Below are 21,300 nucleotides of genomic sequence, written 5' to 3' on the forward strand. Positions count from 1 at the left end.
TCATTTTTTTATCAAATCATTATGCGGAAATTTTTCCTTTTATTGACTATATGCAGTTTAATAGCTTGCCACCAATCACAAGAACGCCAGATACAAGGTTATGTGGAAGGTGAAAATATTTATCTGGCATCGCCTTATTCAGGGATTCTGGAGACTCTTGCGGTGCAACGCGGACAAATGGTGAAAAAAGGCGATTTACTTTTCCAGCTGGATAAAAACCCTGAATTCCTGCAAATTAAACAGTTTGAAGCCGATTTACAGCAAGCTAAAAATCTATTGAAGGATTTGGAAAATCCACGACGAAAGCCGGAAATAGCGGCTATTCAGGCACAAATTGAACAAACCGAAGCGCAAATTAAACTGGCCGAGGTGCGAGTCAGACGCTACCAGGAATTATATCGCAAGCAGGCGGCATCAAAGGATGTCCTTGATGAGGCCGTTGCTGTCTATCAGGAGCAGGTCAAGCTGAAAGAGCAATATGAATCCAATCTTCGTCTGGCGAGACTTGGCAGTCGAGAAGAGCAGATCAATGCGCAAAAAGCCCAGATTGCTTCATTCGCCGAAAGATTGTCAGTTGCCAAATGGCAGCTGGAGCAAAAGCGGCTGTATGCACCAGCAGATGGTTTAATTTTTGATACCTATTATCGCGTTGGTGAGTTTGTAGGCAGCCAGAAAGCGGTTCTATCCCTGTTAACGCCTGCCAATGTTCGCATTGAATTTTTTGTTCCAGTGGAACTGCTGGCCACACTGAAAGTAGGGCAGAAAATTGACTTTCTTTGTGATGGCTGCCGTACGCGTGCGCAAGCGCTGATTAGCTATATATCGCCAGAAGCTCAGTATATTCCTCCTCTGGTATATAGCCGGGAGAACACCGATAAGCTTGTTTTCCGAATCAAGGCCGATCTGCGGGAATTTAATGAATTTAAGCCGGGTCAGCCGGTGACGGTGTTTATACCATGACTGCTGAAGCCATTATCGATGTCCATGATTTATGCAAAAGTTTCAATGGCAAAGTGGTGGTCAATGGGGTCGACATGTATGTTAAAAAAGGAGAAGTGTTCGGCTTTCTTGGCCCTAATGGCAGTGGGAAGACGACAACCATCCGTATGCTTTGCGGTTTGCTGACACCGGATTCTGGCAGCGGAACTTGTCTAGGCTACGATATTTTGCGAGAGTCGGCCAGGATTAAAGAGCATGTTGGCTATATGACTCAGAAATTTAGTTATTACACTGATCTGAGTATCGAAGAAAATCTTAATTTTGTCGCCCGTGTTTATAATCTGGATAATCGAAAACAACGGGTTGAACGGGCCTTGGAGGATTTAGGACTGACTCATCGGCGCAAGCAGTTAACCGGTGAGCTGTCGGGTGGCTGGAAGCAGCGTGTAGCCTTGGCAGCCTGTCTCTTGCATGAGCCAGAGTTACTGCTTCTCGATGAACCTACAGCCGGAGTTGATCCTTTGGCACGCCGCGAGTTCTGGGATAAAATACACTCACTAAGTCAGCAAGGCATTACCACCCTGGTATCAACACATTATATGGATGAAGCTGAGCGCTGCACCCGTCTGGCATATCTGGCCTATGGCGATTTGCTGATTACTGGAACAGTGAGTGAAGTCATTGCATCTACAAAGTTACTAACCTGGAAGATTACTGGTGATGTAACTACCAGCTTATTACAGGAAGCTAAAGAAATGAAGGCTGTGATGCAGGCTGCCTTGTTTGGCAATCAAATTCATGTAAGCGGGTATCAGGCAAAAGAGATTGAAGCCGAATTGCAGCAGCTTGCCCAACGCCATAGGATAAAATGGCAGCCAATTGACTCCACACTGGAAGACGCCTTTATCAGTCTGGTTAAAAAATCAAAAGGAGGTAGCGCTTGATTCATCAGGGGTTTTCTCGTTTGTTGGGTATTATGGTCAAAGAATTCATTGAAATGAGACGCGATAAGGCAACATTTGGGATGATTCTGGCTATTCCTCTTATGCAATTGATTTTGTTTGGTTATGCGATTAACACCAATCCCCGTCATCTCCCTACGGCCGTTGTTAATCCTGAACCTTCCCAGTTTACAAGGCGTATTCTTCTGAGTATGCAAAACTCAACCTATTTTCAGTTTATCAGTCCCTCCAGTTCAGAGGAAGAAGCAAGGCGGCTGATTAAAAGGGGAGAAGTGCAGTTCGTAGTGAATTTTCCTCCTGATTTTTCGGAGCAATTGGTCAAAGGGCTCAAGCCTGGTGTTCTACTGGAAGCGGACGCGACTGATCCTGCGGCGACCAGCCGCGCTGTTGATGTATTCACGCAGATGGCTTCACTGGCATTAACGGAAGAGCTTAAGGGGCCTCTGGAATCATTAGCTGTTCAGGGTCCCCCCTACGAACCTCTTGTTCATACCATTTACAACCCTTTGGCGATTACTGCCTATAATATTGTGCCGGGGCTTTTAGGTGTTGTTTTAACAATGACAATGGTAATTGTAACGGCTCTGGTAATTACCCGCGAGTATGAACGGGGTACAATGGAAAATCTGCTCGCTACCCCTTTAAGGCCGTTGGAAGTGATGGTCGGAAAACTGCTGCCTTATATTATAGTCGGTTACGTCCAGGCTTTATTGATTTTATTGATGGCCAGATTTTTATTCCATGTGCCAATGGAAGGAAACATCTTTCTTCTTCTTTTCTTAAGTTTGCCATTTATTGCTGCAAATCTTGCAATGGGTCTGACCTTTTCAACTGTTGCTACCAACCAGTTGCAGGCAGTACAAAGTGCTATGTTTTTCTTTTTGCCTTCCATTCTATTATCAGGATTTATGTTCCCTTTCCGGGGCATGCCTGTTTGGGCTCAATGGGTAGGGAGTGCTTTACCCCTGACGCATTATCTGATCATTGTTCGGGGGATATTACTCAAGGGCAATGGTTTCCTTGATGTATGGCGAGAAACCATCCCGATTATGATCTTTACTGTAGTTATTCTGCTTATTGCATTTAAGCGATACAGGCAAACCCTGGATTAACATTGTGCTTTTATTTAATCTGATTCGAGATATTGGACAACTCGTGTTTCAACTCGCGAATCAATCAAAACGCCCACATGATCCACTCCAGGCAGTAAAGTCAGGCTTGCAAAGGGATATCGCCGACAAAAAATAATGGACTCCTGCGGACTAATCGAGTCATCTTCTTTTCCATGAATACATAAAATAGGAATTTCACAGCTGTTAATCATTCGCCGATAGTTTAAATGATCAATGCTGGTTTTGGAGTTTTGCCGAATCACATTTCGCAATTGCAAAAAGGCAGAGCCGTTTAACCCCAAACGTCTGGCTAATTTACTCACCGGCGTTCTCATCTGAGTGGGTGAGGCAATGAGAATGGCCTTGTCAGGCATGTGTTCTATTTCCCATTCGGGTAGTTGATGAGCAAGATTTAAAGTGTTTAGCAACATAGAGCCGCCAAAGGAGTGTCCTAACACCGCATAAAAAGGCCCTAGTTCATTAAGCGTTTCTTTTAAAATACTTACCGCATCCAGCCAGGTTAACTGCCATCCGCGGGCTTCGCCATGCGCAGGAAAATCAATTGCATAGACATCATAGCCCTGTTGATGGAGCGCCCGTATTACTCGAACCATATAGGCTGCTCTGGACATCCAGCCATGAGTTACCAATACTTTTTTCGCTTGCGGATTACCTGGCTGCTCAAAGCGATGTATTACATGATGGCGCGGTTTGTCTCTATGTATCACGGCGGTTCGTTTAGAAGCCACAAACTCACAGGCACGAGCTGCAAAATCCCGATATTCTTTCTCGAGCGGCAGAGGTAAGGGGGTAATAAAAAAATGATAGCAGAACTGTGCCTGTAAGAAATCTTTCACTTCAGTTAAAGTATTGACTATCATGATCACTGTCCTGTCAGTAATTAACGTTTAATTAGCACGTGGAAATCGAGATTTCCCGCTAGCAGGTTAATTCATTCAGATGATATAAGACGTATTTTTTATCATTCATTCTTTAATTTAAAGTTTAGCACTTTGTTTTATGACTAGCCAAACCGATTGATAATTGCAAACTGCAAGGCCCTGTCTCAAATCTTGATTTTGCTGACCATTATGAGAACTATGAGGTTATATTTCTTTCAAATTCATAGGATTATCTTAAGAATGGTATTGGACTTTTAGCCAGTCTCAATTTAGACTTTAGCAATACCTACTGCTTCAAAAAGGAAAATTTCATGCACAGCTCAAATTATCTCTATCATCATGGTGAACAGGAGTTACATGGTTTTCTTGCTTATGATGATTCCATTGACCAGCCTCGTCCTGCGGTGATTATTGCTCATGACTGGAGCGGGCGAAACGAATTTGCCTGCCATAAGGCGGAGATGCTGGCTAAAGAGTTAGGCTATGTTGGTTTTGCCCTCGATATGTATGGGCATGGACGTATCGGCTACACCACCGATGAAAAAATCGCTTTGATGCAACCATTGGCGGGGGACCGGCGTTTGTTGCGTGATCGTATCCGTGCGGGTTTTGATGCAGTGATTGCCATGTCTGAGGTGGATAGTACCCGGGTTGCGGCTATTGGTTTTTGCTTTGGTGGTTTATGTGTTCTGGACTTGGCGCGTAGCGGTGCGGAACTGGCTGGTGTGGTCAGCTTTCACGGATTACTCGATAAACCAAAACACATTCCCAATCAAAAGATTCAGGCTAAAGTTCTTGCTCTGCACGGCTATGACGATCCGATGGTACCCCCGCAACAACTTAGTGATTTTTGTCAGGAAATGACGGAAGCAAAGGTTGACTGGCAAGTTCATCAGTATGGGTTGACAAAACATGCGTTCACCAATCCCAACGCTCATGATCCTGATTTGGGAACGATTTACAATCCGATAGCTGCCAAACGATCCATGCAAGCCATGAAAAATTTTCTTCAAGAAATTTTCAAATAGATCAGTACTATGTGTAAATTAGCAGGTTTTATTTTAAAAAGCGTACTTTTAATCTGTCTAAGTGCGGAAGCTGCTTTTGCGGCGGATACAGTCAAGGATTTTCAAAGCTGGCTGACAGTACTTGGCATGGGATCTTTGGGAAAAGGACAACTTGAACCGGTTAAACTCTGGCTGGAAGCGCAAGAGCGCGCAGGGGATAATGTAGAACGATCCTCGCAAACATTGCTAAGAACTGGCTTGGGCTATGCGGTAAATCAGGATACCACGCTTTGGCTCGGTTATGCCTGGGTTTATACTGAAGAACCTTTAACGCGACATCCGTTTCATGAGAACCGTATCTGGCAGCAGCTTTTTTGGACGAAGAAATTCCAGGAGCTTACATTTTCAATACGTTGCCGTCTTGAGGAGCGTTATCTGGAAACCAGCGATAATACCTCCTATCGTTATCGACAGTATTTTAAGCTGATGGTTCCACTGGTTCCGACGGCCAAACTAAATCTTGCCAGCACCGAAGAGGTTTTCTGGCATTTGAATAATTTCAATGGATTGAACAATCGTGGTTTTGATCAGAACCGTTTTTTTATTGGTTTTAATTACAAGCTAAACTCCGCGCTCACAACGGAAATCGGCTACTTGAATCAATACATCAGACGTGTGAATACGAATAATTTCCAAGCCAATGTTTTAGCCATGAATCTTTTTTTGAATTGGTAAATTGATGTTTAATTGCCGTTAAGCAAGTAGTGTCTCAGGTGTTCAATTGCGAAAGTTTACAAACATGTGCATCCCTGAAAGTCAGGGATTTCCCTCTCTGCTAAGAATAATATAGTTGTAACAATTACTCCAATTTGTTCATTTACAAACTAATAGAAAAATGTTACTCAGTTAATGTTTTGATAATACTAAGCGTATAAACTAGGAACATTAAAAATGCGTTAGAATCCTTGCTTCAAAACTTAGGAGTATTGAATGAGTGTTGTTAGGGCTAGCTATATCAGCCTTGAGCGTGAAGGCAAGAGACGACCTTTTCTATTGGGTTGCAGCGGTGGCGGTGGACACATCTCAGCGATTAAAGGGATTCATAAGTATTTAGTAAGAGAATATGCGAAAGCGGGAATTGAGTTTGATTTTCCCGAATATGAGCCGGTATTACTGGAACACAAAGGCAACAACGCGTCTCGCGACTTGATCCTCAGAGGCCAGGGTCTGCTATATGATTATCGAATATCTCCTCTGCTAAAAAAAATCAGCGCGCTCACACCTATCCCAATAATTCCGTCACGGGAAAGCTTGCTCGAAGAAACTACCCGTTTAAATGACGCTGAAAAGAAGCTCAATCGATACTATCGCGATATGTTGCTGGATTATTATGACGCCGGATATGAAAGTGCAGGGATCTGGAACATATTACAACGAGAGGACGCCGTTTCTGAGTTAAGAAAGCTGATTGACTTACAAAAAAGTAACGATGATCAAAATTATTCTACAGTTAAAGAACGATTGCTGAGGGATTTAAAGGCGGCAGCAATTAAAGGTGAGCCTTACACTGAAATCATTAGTACCCAGGCAATGGGGTTGCCAGCGCTTTGTGATGCAGCACGAGAGTACAATGAATGGATCATGCTAAATTACCCCAGTTATAATCAGTTATTAGTCCAGCAGTATTTTACAGATTTACCTACTGAGGGGGCGGTTCATTTTTTTAATCCCTTAGCTCGCCTGAATAAAAAGCAGCAGCAGCAAATGCGGTTGTATGGTGTTGGAATGACGGACGATATCATTCGTTTTCATTTTCCCAAGGGAGAACATTTTGCCGGGATTTATGATGTGCCTGCGAAGGACAATCCGATGGTTCGTCCAGGATTTAAAAATCCTGACCTGGATTATAGTCGATATTTTCATGAGCCTTGCAAAATAAGTCTCAAAAATCCGGATGATAGCGAATCTGATTATTCTGTCGCTGCCCACGAGCAGATCGCGACTATTCTTCTCGGTAGCCAGGCGGGTAATGACACAGTTAAATACATTGAAACCCTTTTAACAAATGGCTATGAGAAAATCTTTGTCCTGGGTGGTCATAAATTTAAAAAAGAAATAGAGGAAATTAGTTCGCGTTATCCGCATCTCAGCAGCCTTATCATTCCTGTATCGACAAATCAGGATGATATCAGTTTAACGCCATTACTTACCCGAAGCAATCTGGTCATTCAGCGGGGCGGCGGGGTTAGTGTGATGGAAGGAATGGCTTTGCCCCATAACCCTGAGCAAACCATTCTGGTTCATCATGCGGATAATGGCAGCCTGGATGAAACCAGACTGACATCTGGCATTCGCTGGGAAGATTGTAATGTTGACCGCTTGATAAAGGCATTATCTCAGCAGGGTATTGAGTGTAAAAAAACCTCACCTAAGCTGGCAAAATCACAAATCCCCAGAGCCAGGCTTCATGCCGCGCTTATTCGGATAGAAAATAATTTTAAGGCGCAATTGAGGGACGCTCAGCCCGTGCTGTCGACTCATAACCGCAAGCAGTTACTTGAAAAAAATGAGCATCTTGAGAAAGCCATTAAATTTTCAGCCAATTTCCGTCAATCTTTACCCTATCTTAATCAATTTATCCTTGAAGATTTTGTGGCCCTTTTATCTCATCCCCTGATTAGGGAAGAGCCAAAACGCTTGCTGCAAATCATGTCAGGCTATAAGCGCTGTACTACCAGACAAAGTCGTGCAAATTGGGAAATTGTGCTGAATAACTTATTAAGTGAGGAACGACTGACCCATTCCTGGCTAAATAAGTTAAGCCATCCTGAGTTGGCTGAGCCTGTTATCACCAAAGAGGTGCTGCGAAGTATCATTTTGAGAATGCTGGAATTACAGCAAAGTCTTTCAGATAAAGAGTTGCATATTGCGACCAAATTATCACTTAGTATCGTTGAGCGAGCCAGCCTGAATGATTTGAAGGGCTTAAAACAATTATTATCCTCAGCCGTTCCACCGAAAGGCACGACTAATGATAATCTAAAGAAATATTACGCTCTTTGTAATTGTCTCGCCGAACGCCTGCAAACCCGTTCGGATGTACAGGAGTTAAATTATCTTCTTTTAAATCCAAAACCCGGAACCAAAAGTCGGGGAGGAAGCCTGATTGGTGAGCACGGAGAACCTAAGACCAGATTATTATCTTCAGCCGGGCAACTGGAAGATGCTTTAAAAGTGTATATTCTAGGTATGAAGTCTGACTTGAATAATTATAAAAAAAATCAGTTTCGCTTTTTCAGCCCCCGATATATGGTTCACTATAATCTTATGCATGAAAAGCTGAATATTGCTGAAACATTACTCACCAATTTAACCCGACTCAATCAAAAAGAATTACCTGAGCAGACGCGGGCCAAACTGATGGCTAAAATGCTGGTAACCGCGCAAAAAGTGAATGAGAAAGTAGTAGATCGGGCGTTTTTTGCTTCAAGCGGCAGATTAGGCGAGTTGTTAAATTCGCATGTCGGTTTTATGAAAAACAATTATTCAATTGCCTATCATCAGGGATGTGTCGAATTGCATTCCAAAACATTTACGACGAGCAGCGGGCTTCACTAGCCTGCTGGCAACATCGAAATTTTCTCTTTTAATAACTTTTCAGCAAGCCGGATTTGTCGACGGGTTGCTGCCATGATATAAATCAGAAGGGTAATCATTTAACAGGAGAATTTTGTGTCAAAATTTAATGACGTAACCAAAGGAATCAGCACTCAACTCGCGAAAATGCGCAAAGAAATGCCTGACGTTATGGCCGGATTTTCTTCTTTAGCTCAAGCCGCTACCAAAGATGGCGCGCTGGATAAAAAAACCAAAGAACTCATCGCAATGGCACTGGCTGTCGCCAATCATTGCCCTGGCTGTATCGGGTTCCACTCACAAGCTCTGGTTAAATTACAAACTTCACGTGAAGAGTTGATGGAAACTTTGGCGATGGCTATTTATATGGGCGGCGGGCCGTCTTTAATGTATGCCGCAGAAGCATTGGAAGCCTTTGAAGAGTTTAGTGCCTAGAGGCTCAGGCTGCCCTCACTGCCATTAAGTCAAGGGAATTCTGCGATTACATGTAGGTTGGGCCCTTGGCCCAACATTGAGTTATGGAGTGTTTCAATCCTTTTGTTGGGCCAAGGGCCCAACCTACAATGATCCTTAATGACAGTGACTTTAGGAAGGCAAGCCCAGAACTGAACTCATATGCTGCATGCGCGCTGTTTTTCCGGTAGCTGAATTGGATGAAGCAGCTGGAGCGGCTGCATTGCCCTGGCAGGGAAAGCTTTTCATTACACCAAGCCAGGCCACCTGAGACACGGTCATTTTACTTTTGTCGCTTTCCTGGCTTGAGATACCATTATAGGTTTGAACAATGATGTTATTCATCGTCATTGCATCCAGTTTTTTTCCTTCGGGCAGGCAGAATAACTGACGCCCCTGGCTTTTTGCTAAATCATTGGCCTGAGTCAGTGTTTCGGCAATACTTTCTGCAGTAATAATAAGAACATTCCGGGCTGAACGCGCCCAGGCCTGGGATTGGGCATCGGCTTTCATTTCCATCTGCGGGATGTTATTTGAAATGTTGATATAATGATCAATGGTGTCTGCTTTGACCAGGAAAGACAAGGTAGATAACATTAGAAATAAATAGGTCCGCATTAATAGTTCCTGTTATAGCAGTTCGATAGGACAGACTCTACAAACTCTTCCGGAAATAATCAAGATTAATGAGGATAAACGGGCAGGTAGTTGAAATAACTTTGCAGACATTCAGAACCGCATTCATCGTAAGTATTATCCAGACAAAGAAAAAAAGATTTTGCGCCCCGCTTTCTGGCTTCCCGCATGGCATCATCCAGCGTTGAGAATGAAGCCAGGTCAGTTCCCTTGTGCAAATAATCTGTCTTGTGGTTTGCGATTAACTCAACCAGGTATTGATGTAATTCAGTCGGCGAATAAATGAGCCCTACCGGATTGTCTTCCGATAACTCCAATATTCCCTCTCGTGATAAATTATCCATAGTCGCTTTAGATAGAAAATAATCATGTTATAAATTATAGCAAATTGGTTTTGAATTTGACAAAAAAACTGTTATCAGGCTAATGACAAGCCTGTTTCCTCTGCTCCAGAATGGAAAACACTTCATTATCACCAATCACCAGATGATCGAGCAGCTGGACATCAATCAGCTTCAGCGCCTGACTCAGGCATTCAGTAACCCGATAGTCCTGCTGGCTAGCTTCACATAATCCAGAAGGGTGATTATGGGCAATGATGACTGCGGCAGCATTCAGTTTGAGTGCGCGCTCTACCAGGGGACGCGGGTGCACAGTAGCTGCATTGATAGTACCGTGAAATAATTCTTCATAGCAGATAACCCGGTATTGACTATCCAGAAATAAAGCTGCAAAAATCTCATTTTTTTTGTCGCGTAGCTGACGTTTGATATAGCGATAAGTTTGCTCTGTATTGCCAAGCTGCTGGTCTTTTTTCAAAGTGATAAATTCGCTGCGCAGGCAGATCTCACGCGCCGCCTGTAGCTGAAGGTATTTCACTTGCCCAAGACCTGGAATGCACTTGAATCCTTGTATATCTGCATTAAGAATCGCACGCAAATCACCAAATGTTTTAAGTAAATCCTGAGCTAACTGCAGACAAGAGCGTTTGCCGTTACCAGAGCTGATAAAAATTGCAAGCAACTCCGTATCAGACAGCTTTTCAGCGCCAATAGTTGCCAGTTTTTCGCGCAAATCCAGGGATTGCGCGTTAAACAAATTTGTCATTCTTATTCCTTTATAGCGAGGTTTGTGTTTTGATCGGGGATTATTCTTATCAAAACTGTTCAAGCATGCAAGATTTTGAAGATAAAAAAATACTGTTAGGTGTTTGCGGGGGTATTGCCGCCTATAAATCTGCTTATTTAGTTCGTGAACTGACCCGACTCGGTGCAGAGGTGCAGGTGGTGATGACCAGGGCCGCCAGAGAATTCATTTCCCCCATGACCTTTCAAGCCCTGACCGGCAATGAAGTACGAATGGATTTATTCGATCCACAAGCCGAGCGTTCAATGGGACACATCGAATTGGCGCGTTGGGCCGATTATTTAGTCATTGCACCGGCGACCGCGAATTGTCTGGCCAGAATGGCTCAGGGGCTGGCTGATGATTTACTTTCTACCCTGTATCTGGTGGCCAATATTCCTGTCCTTGTATGCCCGGCAATGAATCACAGCATGTGGAATCATCCGGCGACTCGCGATAACTGTGAGCTGTTGAGGCAGCGTGGCGTTGTTTTTGTCGGACCCGATGAAGGAGATCAGGCTTGTGGGGAGTTTGGTCCGGGAAGAATGGCGGAAGCACCGGCTGTAATCAGCAGTTTACGCCTGCTGAAAGTTCGCCGGCTTCTGGCAGGGCAACACGTTCTTATCACCGCTGGCCCCACCCGGGAAGCACTGGATCCTGTACGATACATCAGCAATCATAGTTCCGGACGTATGGGCTATGCGCTGGCTGAAGCGGCCTGTATGGCAGGGGCTAAGGTGGTATTGATCAGCGGGCCCACTGATTTGCCGCCTCCATCCAATATCGAATGCCATCGGGTGATTTCTGCCAAAGAAATGTTTGACAAGGTGATGCAGCATTTAATACCTGGAACTTTATTTATCGGATGCGCCGCTGTTGCTGATTATTCGCCTGTTGCCGTGGCTTCGCAAAAAATCAAGAAACAACAGGGCCAAAAGCCAGTTATTGAATTACAGCTTAATCCGGATATTTTAAGCAGCGTTGCGCAGTCTAAAAAGGCGGGGCTGGTGATGGGCTTTGCTGCAGAAACTAATAATTTAATCGAAAATGCCAGAAAGAAGCTTAAAAACAAGCAGCTTGACTTGATTGTGGCCAATCAAGTGGGTAACGGCTTGGGGTTTGATCGAATGGAAAATGAGGTGGTGGTTATCTCGCAAAAAGAAGAAATTCATTTGCCCTTGAACAATAAACAGCGATTGGCGGCTGATCTTATTGCAATCCTGGCTTCAACTCTTCAAAATGTCGCCTCATCTGAAGTTTCTGGAGATAACTGATGGAACACGCAATTCAACTTAAAATACTGGATCCCCGCCTTGGGAACAGTATCCCGTTGCCATCGTATGCCACTGAAGGGTCTGCTGGTCTTGATTTACGGGTCTGTATCGATGAACCTTTGCAAATTGCTGGCGGTGAGACGGTTCTTTTGCCTACCGGTCTGGCTATTTACATCGCAAACCCGCAACTGGCGGCGGTTATCCTGCCTCGTTCTGGTTTAGGGCATAAACACGGTATTGTGCTGGGTAATCTCGTTGGGCTTATTGATTCTGATTATCAGGGGGAATTAAAAATTTCCTGCTGGAACCGCAATCAGGAGCATTTTACTGTGAATCCTGGTGAACGTATTGCCCAATTGGTCTTCCTGCCGGTTGTTCAGTGCCAGTTTAAATTGGTGGATGCTTTTATCGAAACCCCACGAGGTGAGGGCGGTTTTGGCAGCTCGGGGAGAGGCTGATGCCTTATGTTGAAAAAGAAGTAAGCCCGCTGGTATTTCGTGCTTACGATATTCGCGGCGTGATTGATGAAAACTTTAATGAGGATGCTTTCTATAGCATTGGTAAAGCACTCAGCGTACGCATGAAAGCTTTGAATCGCAGCAGTATTTTTCTTGCTCGTGATGGTCGCCTGACCAGTGAGCGCCTGGCAGAAGCATTAAAATGCGGTCTGCTTAGCAGTGGAATCGATGTGATAGAACTCGGGGCGGTATCCAGTCCTGTGCTGTATTATGCCACTCATCTGCCGCAATCGGATTCAGGCCTCATTGTGACCGCAAGTCATAATCCAGCGGAGTATAATGGGATTAAAATGGTCCTGGCGGGTAAAACGCTGACCAAATCTGAAATCATGGATTTATACAAAATCATTCAGAATGGCCAATTCATAGAGGGGCAGGGGAAAAGCTCTTTCCTGAATATTCTGGATGCCTATGCCGATCTGGTTGTTTCAAATGTGCATGTCGCTCGACCATTCAAGATAGTTGTGGATTGCGGCAATGGTATCGCAGGCCCGCTTGTCCCGAAAGTTTTGGAGCGCCTGGGTTGTGAGGTGATTCCTCTGCATTGCGAGGTAGATGGCCATTTTCCCAATCATCACCCCGATCCCACTATTGAAGAAAACTTAACAGAGTTAAAGCATACGATCAGAAAGCATCAGGCTGATATTGGCCTAGCTTTTGATGGCGATGCGGATCGTCTGGGTGTAATTACCGAAACGGGAGAAATGATCTGGCCCGATCGTTTGATGATGTTTTACGCCCGCGATCTATTGAAGAAAACGAAAAATGCGACCATCGTTTTTGATGTGAAATGTTCTGCGTTTCTAACCCGGATTATTGAACAGGGTGACGGCGTGGCGCAAATGTGTCCCACGGGCCATTCGATTGTGAAATCAGTAATGGAAGAAAAAGGCGCTATTCTGGCTGGTGAAATGAGCGGGCATTTATTTTTCAAAGATCGCTGGTTTGGCTTTGATGATGCTTTATACAGTGCTTGCCGCTTGCTGGAGCTCTTAAGTCAAAGCCCGCTAAGCCCCAGTCAGCAGTTTGCGCAAATCCCGATAAGTGTCAATACGCCGGAAATCAAAATTCCAATGGCAGAAAAAGACAAATTTCTGTTTATGCAGGAGTTTGAAAAAAAAGCAGAATTTCCCAAAGGGCGCGTAATTGGAATTGATGGCTTACGGGTGGAGTTTGCGGACGGATGGGGTTTATTGCGAGCTTCCAATACCACACCTTGTCTAATTGCAAGATTTGAGGCTGAGGATGAAAATGCTCTGGAAAAAATCAAAACGCTGTTTCGTAAACAGATTAATCAGATTAATCCGGGATTGGAGCTGCCTTTTTAACAGTGTGAGTCCGGTTAGCTTATGTAAGCAGGCCTTCATGAATAAGGATATTTTATGGATCATGGAAATATAGCCTGGATGCTAATATCCTGTGCTCTGGTAATGTTAATGACGCCTGGCCTTGCCTTTTTTTACTCTGGTTTAAGCCCAGTACGAAACACATTAAATACAATCAAAATGAGTTTTATTTGTCTGGCAATCATCCCTCTTATATGGGCGGTCTTTGGCTACTCTTTAGTTTACGGCGGAAGTAATCAATGGCTGGGAAATATGGATTATCTGGGACTTGCGGGTTTATTTTCTGCGGAAAATAAGAGTTTACCTATTCCCATTCCACTGTTTATGTTATTTCAAATGATGTTTGCAGTCGTCTCTCCGGCCATAATTTCCGGTGCGCTGGTAGGGCGAATGAAATTCAGCAGTTACATTTTGTTTGTATTTTTTTGGACCATTCTTGTCTATATTCCTTTGGCGCACTGGGTTTGGGGGGGTAATGGGTGGTTAGCACAAATTGGCGCAATTGATTTTGCCGGCGGGATCGTGGTTCATATTAGTGCCGGATTTTCTGCATTGATTGCTGCGATTATTCTTGGACCAAGAATTGGCTTATCGCAGCAAAAAAATCGTCCCCACAATATCCCTTTTGTGGTTCTTGGTGCTTCAATGTTATGGTTTGGCTGGTTTGGATTTAACGCAGGCTCTGCCTCCGCTGCCAATGATTTAGCTATTTGCGCAGCCATTACCACGATGCTGGCTGCAAGCTCCGCGGTTACAACCTGGACATTGCTATTATGGGCGCGGGGAAAAAGGCCCTCTGCAGTTGGCGCATCAGCTGCCGCGGTGATTGGCCTTGTTGCTGTCACGCCTGCATCGGGCTTCGTTACCCCGATGGGAGCAATCGTTATTGGAAGTATTACAGCAATCATTGCGCAGTTTTGCCTGGATTTCCTCAATCGGTTCGAGAAGGTCGATGATGCGGCGGATGTCTTTGTCTGTCATGGTATCTCGGGTGTGATTGGTTCTGTTCTGACCGGTGTATTTGCCACGGTAACTATGAATTCCGCTGGTAAAGACGGTTTACTGGCTGGAAACGCTATGCTGATAGTTTACCAGTTGATAGCAGTCATTGTTGCAATTGCCATGTCCATCATCGGCACGGCATTGATTCTCTTTACTTTAAAAAAGCTGATAAACATCCGCTCAACCCCCGAGGAAGAAATTCAGGGGGTGGATATCATTGAGCACGGCGAAAAGGCCTATGACCATACACTTTCGCCCTAAAATATTACATAGTTTTATTTGAATGCTCGTATGAGAGGCTTTGCTCAGCACCCTGATTTTTTAAGTGATTCAGATTTTCTTTCATAATCAAACTCGCAGGCGCTGTTGTCGGCTTCATATTTGCAGGCAAATCCTCTGCTATTTCTGAGTCTTGAATAAGAGAAATTTGATTTAAGTAACTCATAAAATCATTTACTCCAGGTCGTAATTCTGGATTGGCCTGCAAGCTCATTTGAATGAGTTCTCTGGCTGCCTTTCCTGGCTCGGTTTGGAAAATTTCCGCTGAAAAGTCAAGGGCATCCGCTGTATTACTGACCGCTGCGTCACAGCCTGCAAGCTGAAGTTTTGAGGCCCAGGATAATTTTTCATCGCCTTGCTGCATGGTCAGTAAGTCGTATAACATGACTGCCAGTTGATAGCTGGAAAATTTATCCATGTTTATATGCACATTGCTTGATAGATCCCTAAGATATTCGGGTGCGGCAAAAGAATAAGTAGTATTCACTCCTTCATATTTTTCCAATGTGCCATCAGCTTTTAAAGGGCGAATAAATTTTATATCAGAAACCGCCAGCTGCAATTTGTCATTGACTAAAAAGTTTTCTGCCTTGATATCCGGATGACCATAGCCTTTCTTCGCCAACAGAGCAACAAATTCCGCAACCTCCAGAGTTCTTTGCAAAGCCATGCTTACTAAAAGCTCGGGCGTTGTTTTGGCGTGCCGGGATTGGTATCGTAAAATATCACCATTCTGGCAAAATTCAGATACGGTGATCAGATTATTGTTCCCCATTGCCAATAAAGGGGTGACGGCACGCAAATAATCCTGAGTAAGAAACTTGCTAATCTCTGGATCCCGGCGTAGTTGGTTAATCACACCGGGTTTGTAATCATTCCCGTCAGCCATGCGGATTAAATAAGATTGCCCTGTTTCCAGATTGGTGGTCACCCAGTTTTTGTTATTGCCACCCCCTTGAGGCCCCAATCGCCTAGTCTCAAAACCAGGTATAATATCCATTTGGTTGCTGGATAATTGTTTTGATAGCTCCAGCAGTGCTCGATTCTGAGGAGAGCGGAAGCCCAATAGTTCGGCTGCCACATGCTTCTGATGTTCGAACTCAACTTTTTTATCTTCCAGGGTTTCAAAAATATAATTCATTTCAAAAAGAACGGCACTCAATAAATTACGTAGCCGATGCTGGGCAACTGGCTTTCTATTGGTTTCAGTAGGGTGGTTTAGCTGAAGCAGTATATGATTTTTTAGTTGTTCAAGGGCATTGTAGTAACTGATCTTCGCTTGCTCACTCTCATGCTGCCCTGCACGTTGCTGATGAACCGCCAGCAGTAAAGGGTCTATTTTTTCATATAATTCATTCCTTGCAGCTAAAAAATTCCGAGGCGTTGTGTGCTTCGTCCACTCTTTAACGGTTGGAAGAGGTGTGGGATGCTGAGCCAATTCCAGAACGCTTTTTTCGCCAGAGGTTCCAGGGAAAACGCTTGTTTCAAATGAGGCGAGTTCTTCCATCACCAGGCTGCTTGAATACCAGTTAAGATAATTATCGATATCTTTGTCCACAAAGTTAGGGTCATGTTTCGTTTGCATGTCTATAAAAACTGTTTCAGATAAAGTATGTATCTGCGCCAGAAGCATAGCCTGTTCCCGCCTGTCTGACTTTTTCTGATCATACAAACGGATAAGCGAGTTCAGTGTGTTTATTTCGGCCAGTTTTCCGGACGTCTGGATTGGTGTGAGCATACATACTCCGATTCATTCCCTTAACTACAGTGTAGAATACGGATTCAGGTTTGCTATTAATGAATACTCATACCGGGTGTTCTATTTTGTAACAGATGCTGATACTCATTGGATGCAAGATCGGCTGCCAGCTTATTATGCTCATTGCATAAATCGGTTCTTGCGCCATGTGCAAGAAGTAGTTCAATCATTTTTCCATTGCTTTGCCCGGCAGCTAAATGAAGAGCGGTATTGAGTTTACGGTCTTGCTTATCAATTAAATTGAATTTACCCGTTAACACCGCTGTTACTGCTTCAACATAACCTCCGGCTACTGCATAATGCAGAATAGTTTGATTGTGAAGCGTTTGATATTCAACCATCGCCTTATTTCTTAACAAGGGCTGATATATTTTTTTTAATCCAAGTAACAAGGCCAGATGCAGTAATGTTTCGCCTTCATCATTGATTGCCTGCAATGTCGACGGATTTTTCTGAAGCACGTCCAATGCTTCATCCTCCATTTGGGCTCGAAGCAAATAGAACAGGATATTTTCACCTGCGGCATCCAATCGCTGAACAATTTCAGGCAAGATATGAGAGAACTCTCGGTAACACTCTTGTCGCATGGCGATATTGTGGCATTGCAAAGCCAGCATGATTGGCAGCTTACCTGCCATATTCGCTTGCATGGCTGACATATTCAGTTGCAGCAGAAACCGTATGACCTGAGGATGACCATTAATTGAAGCCAGATGCAGCGCTGAATTATTAAAGTTATTCACATGTTGCAGGCAGTTTTTTCTGACCTCGTTATTACTGTGCGGCCAGGCCTGTATCAGAAATCGATCCATCCCATTTTTAGCGGCATAGCTGAATACTATCAGAGATGAATCGAAATCAAGGGTTTCATCCAAAGCGTTTTTATTTTTTATTCGCTCATAACTTTCATACAAGTGTTTAAGGGCGGTGATAGTCTGCTGGGGCTGTAAATCACTTTTAATATTTCTGCGAAAATAATTGATAATTGTTTCCAGATCGCGCTCATTGATTTCATCAGGATTGATCTGCAATTGCCGAAGGCGTGTTTCCCAGCTCGCTGGTCCAAAAAAACCTTTCATAGCTATCCTGTCCTTGTTGTTTAAACGAAGTATAGTCCGAAATCAGCCGCAGTGAATCATGGAATTAGAGCTAGTTGAAAGTAATGCCGATTTTTTTTACAAATCAATTGTGGCAAGGTACTATTGCTGCTCACACAGGTCATTATAATGTCATTCCCAGGAGATAGGGGGGCAAGTCAGGAGTGCGTATGCGAATTGTGCAATGGGTCAAATCGTTTGTTAAGCTTGGCGGTCGGTCTAATCTCATTGATGAACTCGATGACGACATTGAAAATAATTTAGAAAAAAATAATCCCCCTCAGGCTGAAAGTTCAGGAGAATCCAATCCCATTCTGGATGGAGCAAAGTCTGCTCCCGGAACAGAAAAAAAGGCATCACTCTGGAGTGCATTTTCCTATTTCATTTCTTATATTTGTACTGGAAAAAATCTTCCAGACATAAGCCTTGCGCAAGTCATGAATCTGATTCAGGCGCTTGCAAATGGTTCCAGTTCTTTTTTGTTCGCCAAAATTGCCGAGGCATCGTTCACGGATGAAAAATCAATTGAAATAATGGGGGTAGAGTATTCAGTTGAGTCCCTGGTTGCAGCACTTACCTGTATTTATGCTTTAGGAGGACTTGCAAAAACACAGGCGCAAATACTTCTAACAGGGCCCCGTGCCGATACCTTTGAACGAGTGGTCACCGAAGCAACTGAAAGACAAGTAGGGCTTACTCTTGAAGAGAGCATTCGACTCGGTTCATATCCTCAGATACAGCTTATTCAAAAAAGCATGGGGATTGAAGAGTTGATTGAAGCTCTATTTGGCGAGACGCTCAGTGCCGCCGATATCGCTATTCTGGGAAGCGCCCTCATGGCAGTACTGACTCACTCCCCGGCTTTGGGAATCAGTGCCGTGTCCATTTTTACTGCCTGTGGGCTTTTTGCTGCTACCAGGGTAAACACTATAGTCGAGGCAAAATCAGAATATATACAGAAAAATAATAAAGTATGGGAAACATTTCTTGGCGCATTGGCCAACAAGGGAATAATAGACAATTTTGATAAAAAAGCTGCCGCCAGGGCGCTTGTTTCAGGGGCAAACAAAACCTTCGGTGAAGCACTGATTAAAATGGATAAAATAAAGCATAGAACCAGCCAGGGATATACCGCAATCTCGAGAACAGGTATGCTCTTGGGTGCTGTTTATGCCGCCTATCAGCTAAGAGAAGGAGCGCTTAGCCCTCAAAGCTTTATCTTCATCCTTGGCTATCTAAATCAATTATGCCAAATGGCCCCCGATTTTGGGGCGGCTTTCACGCGTCTATTGTCTTTAATGCCAGACTTACAAACGGTCTATGGTCAATTTATAGACAACAGCAAACAGATAATAGACAAACATCCTGATGTAAAACTGGACTTAACTGAAAACGATCATCCCGCCATTGAGTTTAAAGACATTCGCTTCAGATATCCCAAAAACGAGGATAATGAGCAAGAGCGCAAAATATTAAGAGGGATTTCAACCAGGATCCAAAAAGGAGAGTGGGTTGCGGTTGTCAGTGCCAGTGGCGGGGGTAAAAGTACCCTTTTCAATTTGTTATTTGGCCATTCCACACAAAGTGGAGGCTCTATTTATATTAATGGGCAGGATGTCGATGGTATAAGCCTTCGGGCGCGGCAGGCTTTTATCACCTTATTTTCTCAAAAGGCGGGCTTATTTAAAGGATCAGTCAAAGAGAATATCCTGTTTGGTGCTCAGGAGCCGGTAGAGGATGTGGATACTGTAATCTTCAACCTGGCTGAATTATTGGGTATTGATGAACTCTTAAATCGCTTGTCCAGTAAACTGGACACGGATGTGGGTGACCAGGGGCAGGGCTTATCAGGGGGCGAGCAACAGAAGATCGCTATCCTTCGCGGCTTAATGAAAAACAGGGACGGTATTTTTCTCCTGGATGAAATTACATCTGCTCTGGATGCTACCTCAGCCAGAAAGGTGATGGAAGCCTTTAAGAAATATTTCAAGCCCTATGCAGCTTTGATGATTACGCACGAATTGAGCGAAGCACGAGACTTTGCCGATCGGATTATTGTAATCGACGGCGGAAGGGTCATAGCGGAGGGAACGCATGATGACTTAATAGGGAATTGCCAATTTTACCGTGACTTATGGAAGGCAGCAAATAAAGAGAATACTCCCTCAAGCTCTTATGAAAAGATGACTGCAGAAATGGGGGGGGGTGCTAAAAGGGAATCCGGGGATATTGAAATTGAAAGCGATGGGCATTGGGATAGCCCTTTACAGACGATTCCCAAACGCAGAAGGCCGGAGAAAGAAGGGAAGGCCGCCAGCAACTCCAGCACCATTGCCCCCTCTTAGCTAGGTTCACAGAACCTAATGTAAATCCTGGATTACCAGGGCTTACAGTCGATTGAAAAAGGGGAGGGATTAAAGTTTGTCAGCTTATCCTCTGCCCTTTCTTCGTCTTGCTCTACGTCGTCCTTCTTCAAATCGGGTTTTGGTTCCATTGCTAATGGCGATGAAACTAAACCCTTCTTTTCCTCGCGCGAGCTCTCATTGATTACTGCGGGTCTCGGAACCGGTAAGAGATTGTTCGCTAACTGTTGAATAAAGGCATCGTATAAGGAACGGGAAGGAAGATTAATACGTAAGGAGAGTATATTTTTCTTCGTATCTTCAACCAGGTGGATGCAATCATCACTTAAATGATGTTGTTTTTTAAATGAATTGAACTCTTTTATAACTGCGGTCATAAACTTGTTTAATTCTTTTCTTTGCTTTTCAGATAAATCATCGGGCTCGCATTGCAGCTTGATAGTCAGCGTCATCGATTTAGGATCAGTATTGACCAGCAATAAGCCTTGCTCGATTAACTCAGCAATTACCTCAGGATCAAATAACTCGTCCTCTGACTCAGCTTCTTCGCTATTCTCTATTGGATTAAACTCAACCAGGAAATCTTCATCATCGGCTAAGGGAGATAAATTTGTCAGGGATAGCTCAATGCTTTGGCTGCTGGTATTCTCTGATGACTCTTCAGCTCCGTCGCCACCACCGCCGCCTCCGCCATGTCCAAAACAACGGGGAGTTGGCGCAATTTCTTTAAAACAGGTCTTGCAGCGTACTTTAGCTGACTCCGCGGCCGCTTCTTTTTCTTCTTCACTTTTCCTGAATCGTTGTAAAACCATGGTGATGGAGGAGCTTGAGGCGTTCTCGTTCAGGCTTGGGGTAGTCTTTTGCTGGGCTTCTGGCATGGGGCATCCTGA

The 21,300-nt window shown here is 44.1% G+C and carries 19 protein-coding genes; 12 read left to right on the top strand and 7 right to left on the bottom strand.

Annotation, left to right across the window (positions count from 1 at the left end):
* Window positions 1-21: 21 nt before the first annotated feature.
* From LXA66_RS06365 to LXA66_RS06375, 3 genes are read left to right on the top strand one after another with little or no spacing between them, the layout of a single operon-like run.
* Window positions 22-960, top strand: coding sequence for an HlyD family secretion protein (locus LXA66_RS06365; RefSeq protein ID WP_233012444.1), 939 nt, complete (start codon window positions 22-24; stop codon window positions 958-960).
* Entirely contained in the window at window positions 957-1,883 is a 927-nt protein-coding gene (locus LXA66_RS06370) for an ABC transporter ATP-binding protein (RefSeq protein WP_112220566.1), read from the top strand. Before LXA66_RS06365 ends, LXA66_RS06370 begins: the two co-directional genes overlap by 4 nt.
* Window positions 1,880-3,013: an ABC transporter permease gene (locus LXA66_RS06375; protein ID WP_233012445.1), complete on the top strand. Its 1,134-nt coding sequence runs from the start codon at window positions 1,880-1,882 to the stop codon at window positions 3,011-3,013. The genes LXA66_RS06370 and LXA66_RS06375 overlap by 4 nt, the downstream gene beginning before the upstream one ends.
* Window positions 3,014-3,027: 14 nt before the next feature.
* On the opposite strand, the gene LXA66_RS06380 is transcribed toward LXA66_RS06375, so the two are convergent.
* Window positions 3,028-3,894 (bottom strand): alpha/beta hydrolase, encoded by an 867-nt coding sequence (locus tag LXA66_RS06380; protein ID WP_112220565.1) that lies wholly within the window; start codon window positions 3,892-3,894, stop codon window positions 3,028-3,030.
* Between the two features lie 332 nt (window positions 3,895-4,226).
* Here LXA66_RS06380 and LXA66_RS06385 point away from each other — a divergent pair, with 332 nt between their 5' ends.
* The 4 genes from LXA66_RS06385 to LXA66_RS06400 all read left to right on the top strand — a co-directional run bounded on the left by LXA66_RS06385 (window position 4,227) and on the right by LXA66_RS06400 (window position 8,993).
* Complete coding sequence (locus tag LXA66_RS06385; RefSeq protein ID WP_233012446.1) at window positions 4,227-4,943, top strand: dienelactone hydrolase family protein; 717 nt, start codon at window positions 4,227-4,229, stop codon at window positions 4,941-4,943.
* 9 nt (window positions 4,944-4,952) lie between these two features.
* Window positions 4,953-5,657, top strand: a complete 705-nt coding sequence (locus tag LXA66_RS06390) for a DUF2490 domain-containing protein (protein ID WP_233012447.1) — start codon at window positions 4,953-4,955, stop codon at window positions 5,655-5,657.
* Window positions 5,658-5,912: 255 nt separating this feature from the next.
* Window positions 5,913-8,540 (top strand): hypothetical protein, encoded by a 2,628-nt coding sequence (locus LXA66_RS06395; protein ID WP_233012448.1) that lies wholly within the window; start codon window positions 5,913-5,915, stop codon window positions 8,538-8,540.
* Between the two features lie 165 nt (window positions 8,541-8,705).
* The gene (locus tag LXA66_RS06400; protein ID WP_058508053.1) at window positions 8,706-8,993 is read left to right on the top strand and encodes a carboxymuconolactone decarboxylase family protein; all 288 of its coding nucleotides are present in this window, start codon (window positions 8,706-8,708) and stop codon (window positions 8,991-8,993) included.
* Window positions 8,994-9,143: 150 nt separating this feature from the next.
* Here LXA66_RS06400 and LXA66_RS06405 read toward each other — a convergent pair whose 3' ends face one another.
* The 3 genes from LXA66_RS06405 to radC form a co-directional block, all read right to left on the bottom strand.
* Window positions 9,144-9,629, bottom strand: a complete 486-nt coding sequence (locus tag LXA66_RS06405) for a phosphatase (protein WP_233012449.1) — start codon at window positions 9,627-9,629, stop codon at window positions 9,144-9,146.
* A gap of 65 nt (window positions 9,630-9,694) precedes the next feature.
* Complete coding sequence (locus LXA66_RS06410; RefSeq protein ID WP_233012450.1) at window positions 9,695-9,991, bottom strand: hypothetical protein; 297 nt, start codon at window positions 9,989-9,991, stop codon at window positions 9,695-9,697.
* A 79-nt stretch (window positions 9,992-10,070) separates the two neighbouring features.
* Window positions 10,071-10,754 (bottom strand): DNA repair protein RadC, encoded by a 684-nt coding sequence (gene radC, locus LXA66_RS06415; RefSeq protein WP_233012451.1) that lies wholly within the window; start codon window positions 10,752-10,754, stop codon window positions 10,071-10,073.
* A 65-nt stretch (window positions 10,755-10,819) separates the two neighbouring features.
* Here radC and coaBC point away from each other — a divergent pair, with 65 nt between their 5' ends.
* Genes coaBC through LXA66_RS06435 form a run of 4 tightly spaced genes read left to right on the top strand, consistent with a single transcriptional unit; the run spans window position 10,820 to window position 15,173 of the window.
* On the top strand, window positions 10,820-12,046 hold the full coding sequence (gene coaBC / locus LXA66_RS06420; protein ID WP_233012452.1) for a bifunctional phosphopantothenoylcysteine decarboxylase/phosphopantothenate--cysteine ligase CoaBC: 1,227 nt from the start codon (window positions 10,820-10,822) through the stop codon (window positions 12,044-12,046).
* The gene (gene dut, locus LXA66_RS06425; protein WP_112220558.1) at window positions 12,046-12,504 is read left to right on the top strand and encodes a dUTP diphosphatase; all 459 of its coding nucleotides are present in this window, start codon (window positions 12,046-12,048) and stop codon (window positions 12,502-12,504) included. Before coaBC ends, dut begins: the two co-directional genes overlap by 1 nt.
* The gene (locus tag LXA66_RS06430; RefSeq protein WP_233012453.1) at window positions 12,504-13,892 is read left to right on the top strand and encodes a phosphomannomutase/phosphoglucomutase; all 1,389 of its coding nucleotides are present in this window, start codon (window positions 12,504-12,506) and stop codon (window positions 13,890-13,892) included. The genes dut and LXA66_RS06430 overlap by 1 nt, the downstream gene beginning before the upstream one ends.
* Window positions 13,893-13,946: 54 nt before the next feature.
* On the top strand, window positions 13,947-15,173 hold the full coding sequence (locus LXA66_RS06435; RefSeq protein ID WP_233012454.1) for an ammonium transporter: 1,227 nt from the start codon (window positions 13,947-13,949) through the stop codon (window positions 15,171-15,173).
* A gap of 4 nt (window positions 15,174-15,177) precedes the next feature.
* On the opposite strand, the gene LXA66_RS06440 is transcribed toward LXA66_RS06435, so the two are convergent.
* Both LXA66_RS06440 and LXA66_RS06445 read right to left on the bottom strand, forming a co-directional pair.
* On the bottom strand, window positions 15,178-16,929 hold the full coding sequence (locus LXA66_RS06440) for a protein kinase (protein WP_233012455.1): 1,752 nt from the start codon (window positions 16,927-16,929) through the stop codon (window positions 15,178-15,180).
* Window positions 16,930-16,985: 56 nt separating this feature from the next.
* Complete coding sequence (locus LXA66_RS06445) at window positions 16,986-18,029, bottom strand: ankyrin repeat domain-containing protein (RefSeq protein WP_233012456.1); 1,044 nt, start codon at window positions 18,027-18,029, stop codon at window positions 16,986-16,988.
* Window positions 18,030-18,217: 188 nt separating this feature from the next.
* Here LXA66_RS06445 and LXA66_RS06450 point away from each other — a divergent pair, with 188 nt between their 5' ends.
* Complete coding sequence (locus tag LXA66_RS06450) at window positions 18,218-20,392, top strand: ABC transporter ATP-binding protein (RefSeq protein WP_233012457.1); 2,175 nt, start codon at window positions 18,218-18,220, stop codon at window positions 20,390-20,392.
* A 32-nt stretch (window positions 20,393-20,424) separates the two neighbouring features.
* On the opposite strand, the gene LXA66_RS06455 is transcribed toward LXA66_RS06450, so the two are convergent.
* The gene (locus LXA66_RS06455) at window positions 20,425-21,288 is read right to left on the bottom strand and encodes a hypothetical protein (RefSeq protein WP_233012458.1); all 864 of its coding nucleotides are present in this window, start codon (window positions 21,286-21,288) and stop codon (window positions 20,425-20,427) included.
* Window positions 21,289-21,300 lie beyond the last annotated feature (12 nt).

Source organism: Legionella sp. 16cNR16C (assembly GCF_021297775.1).
GTDB lineage: Bacteria > Pseudomonadota > Gammaproteobacteria > Legionellales > Legionellaceae > Legionella_C > Legionella_C quinlivanii_A.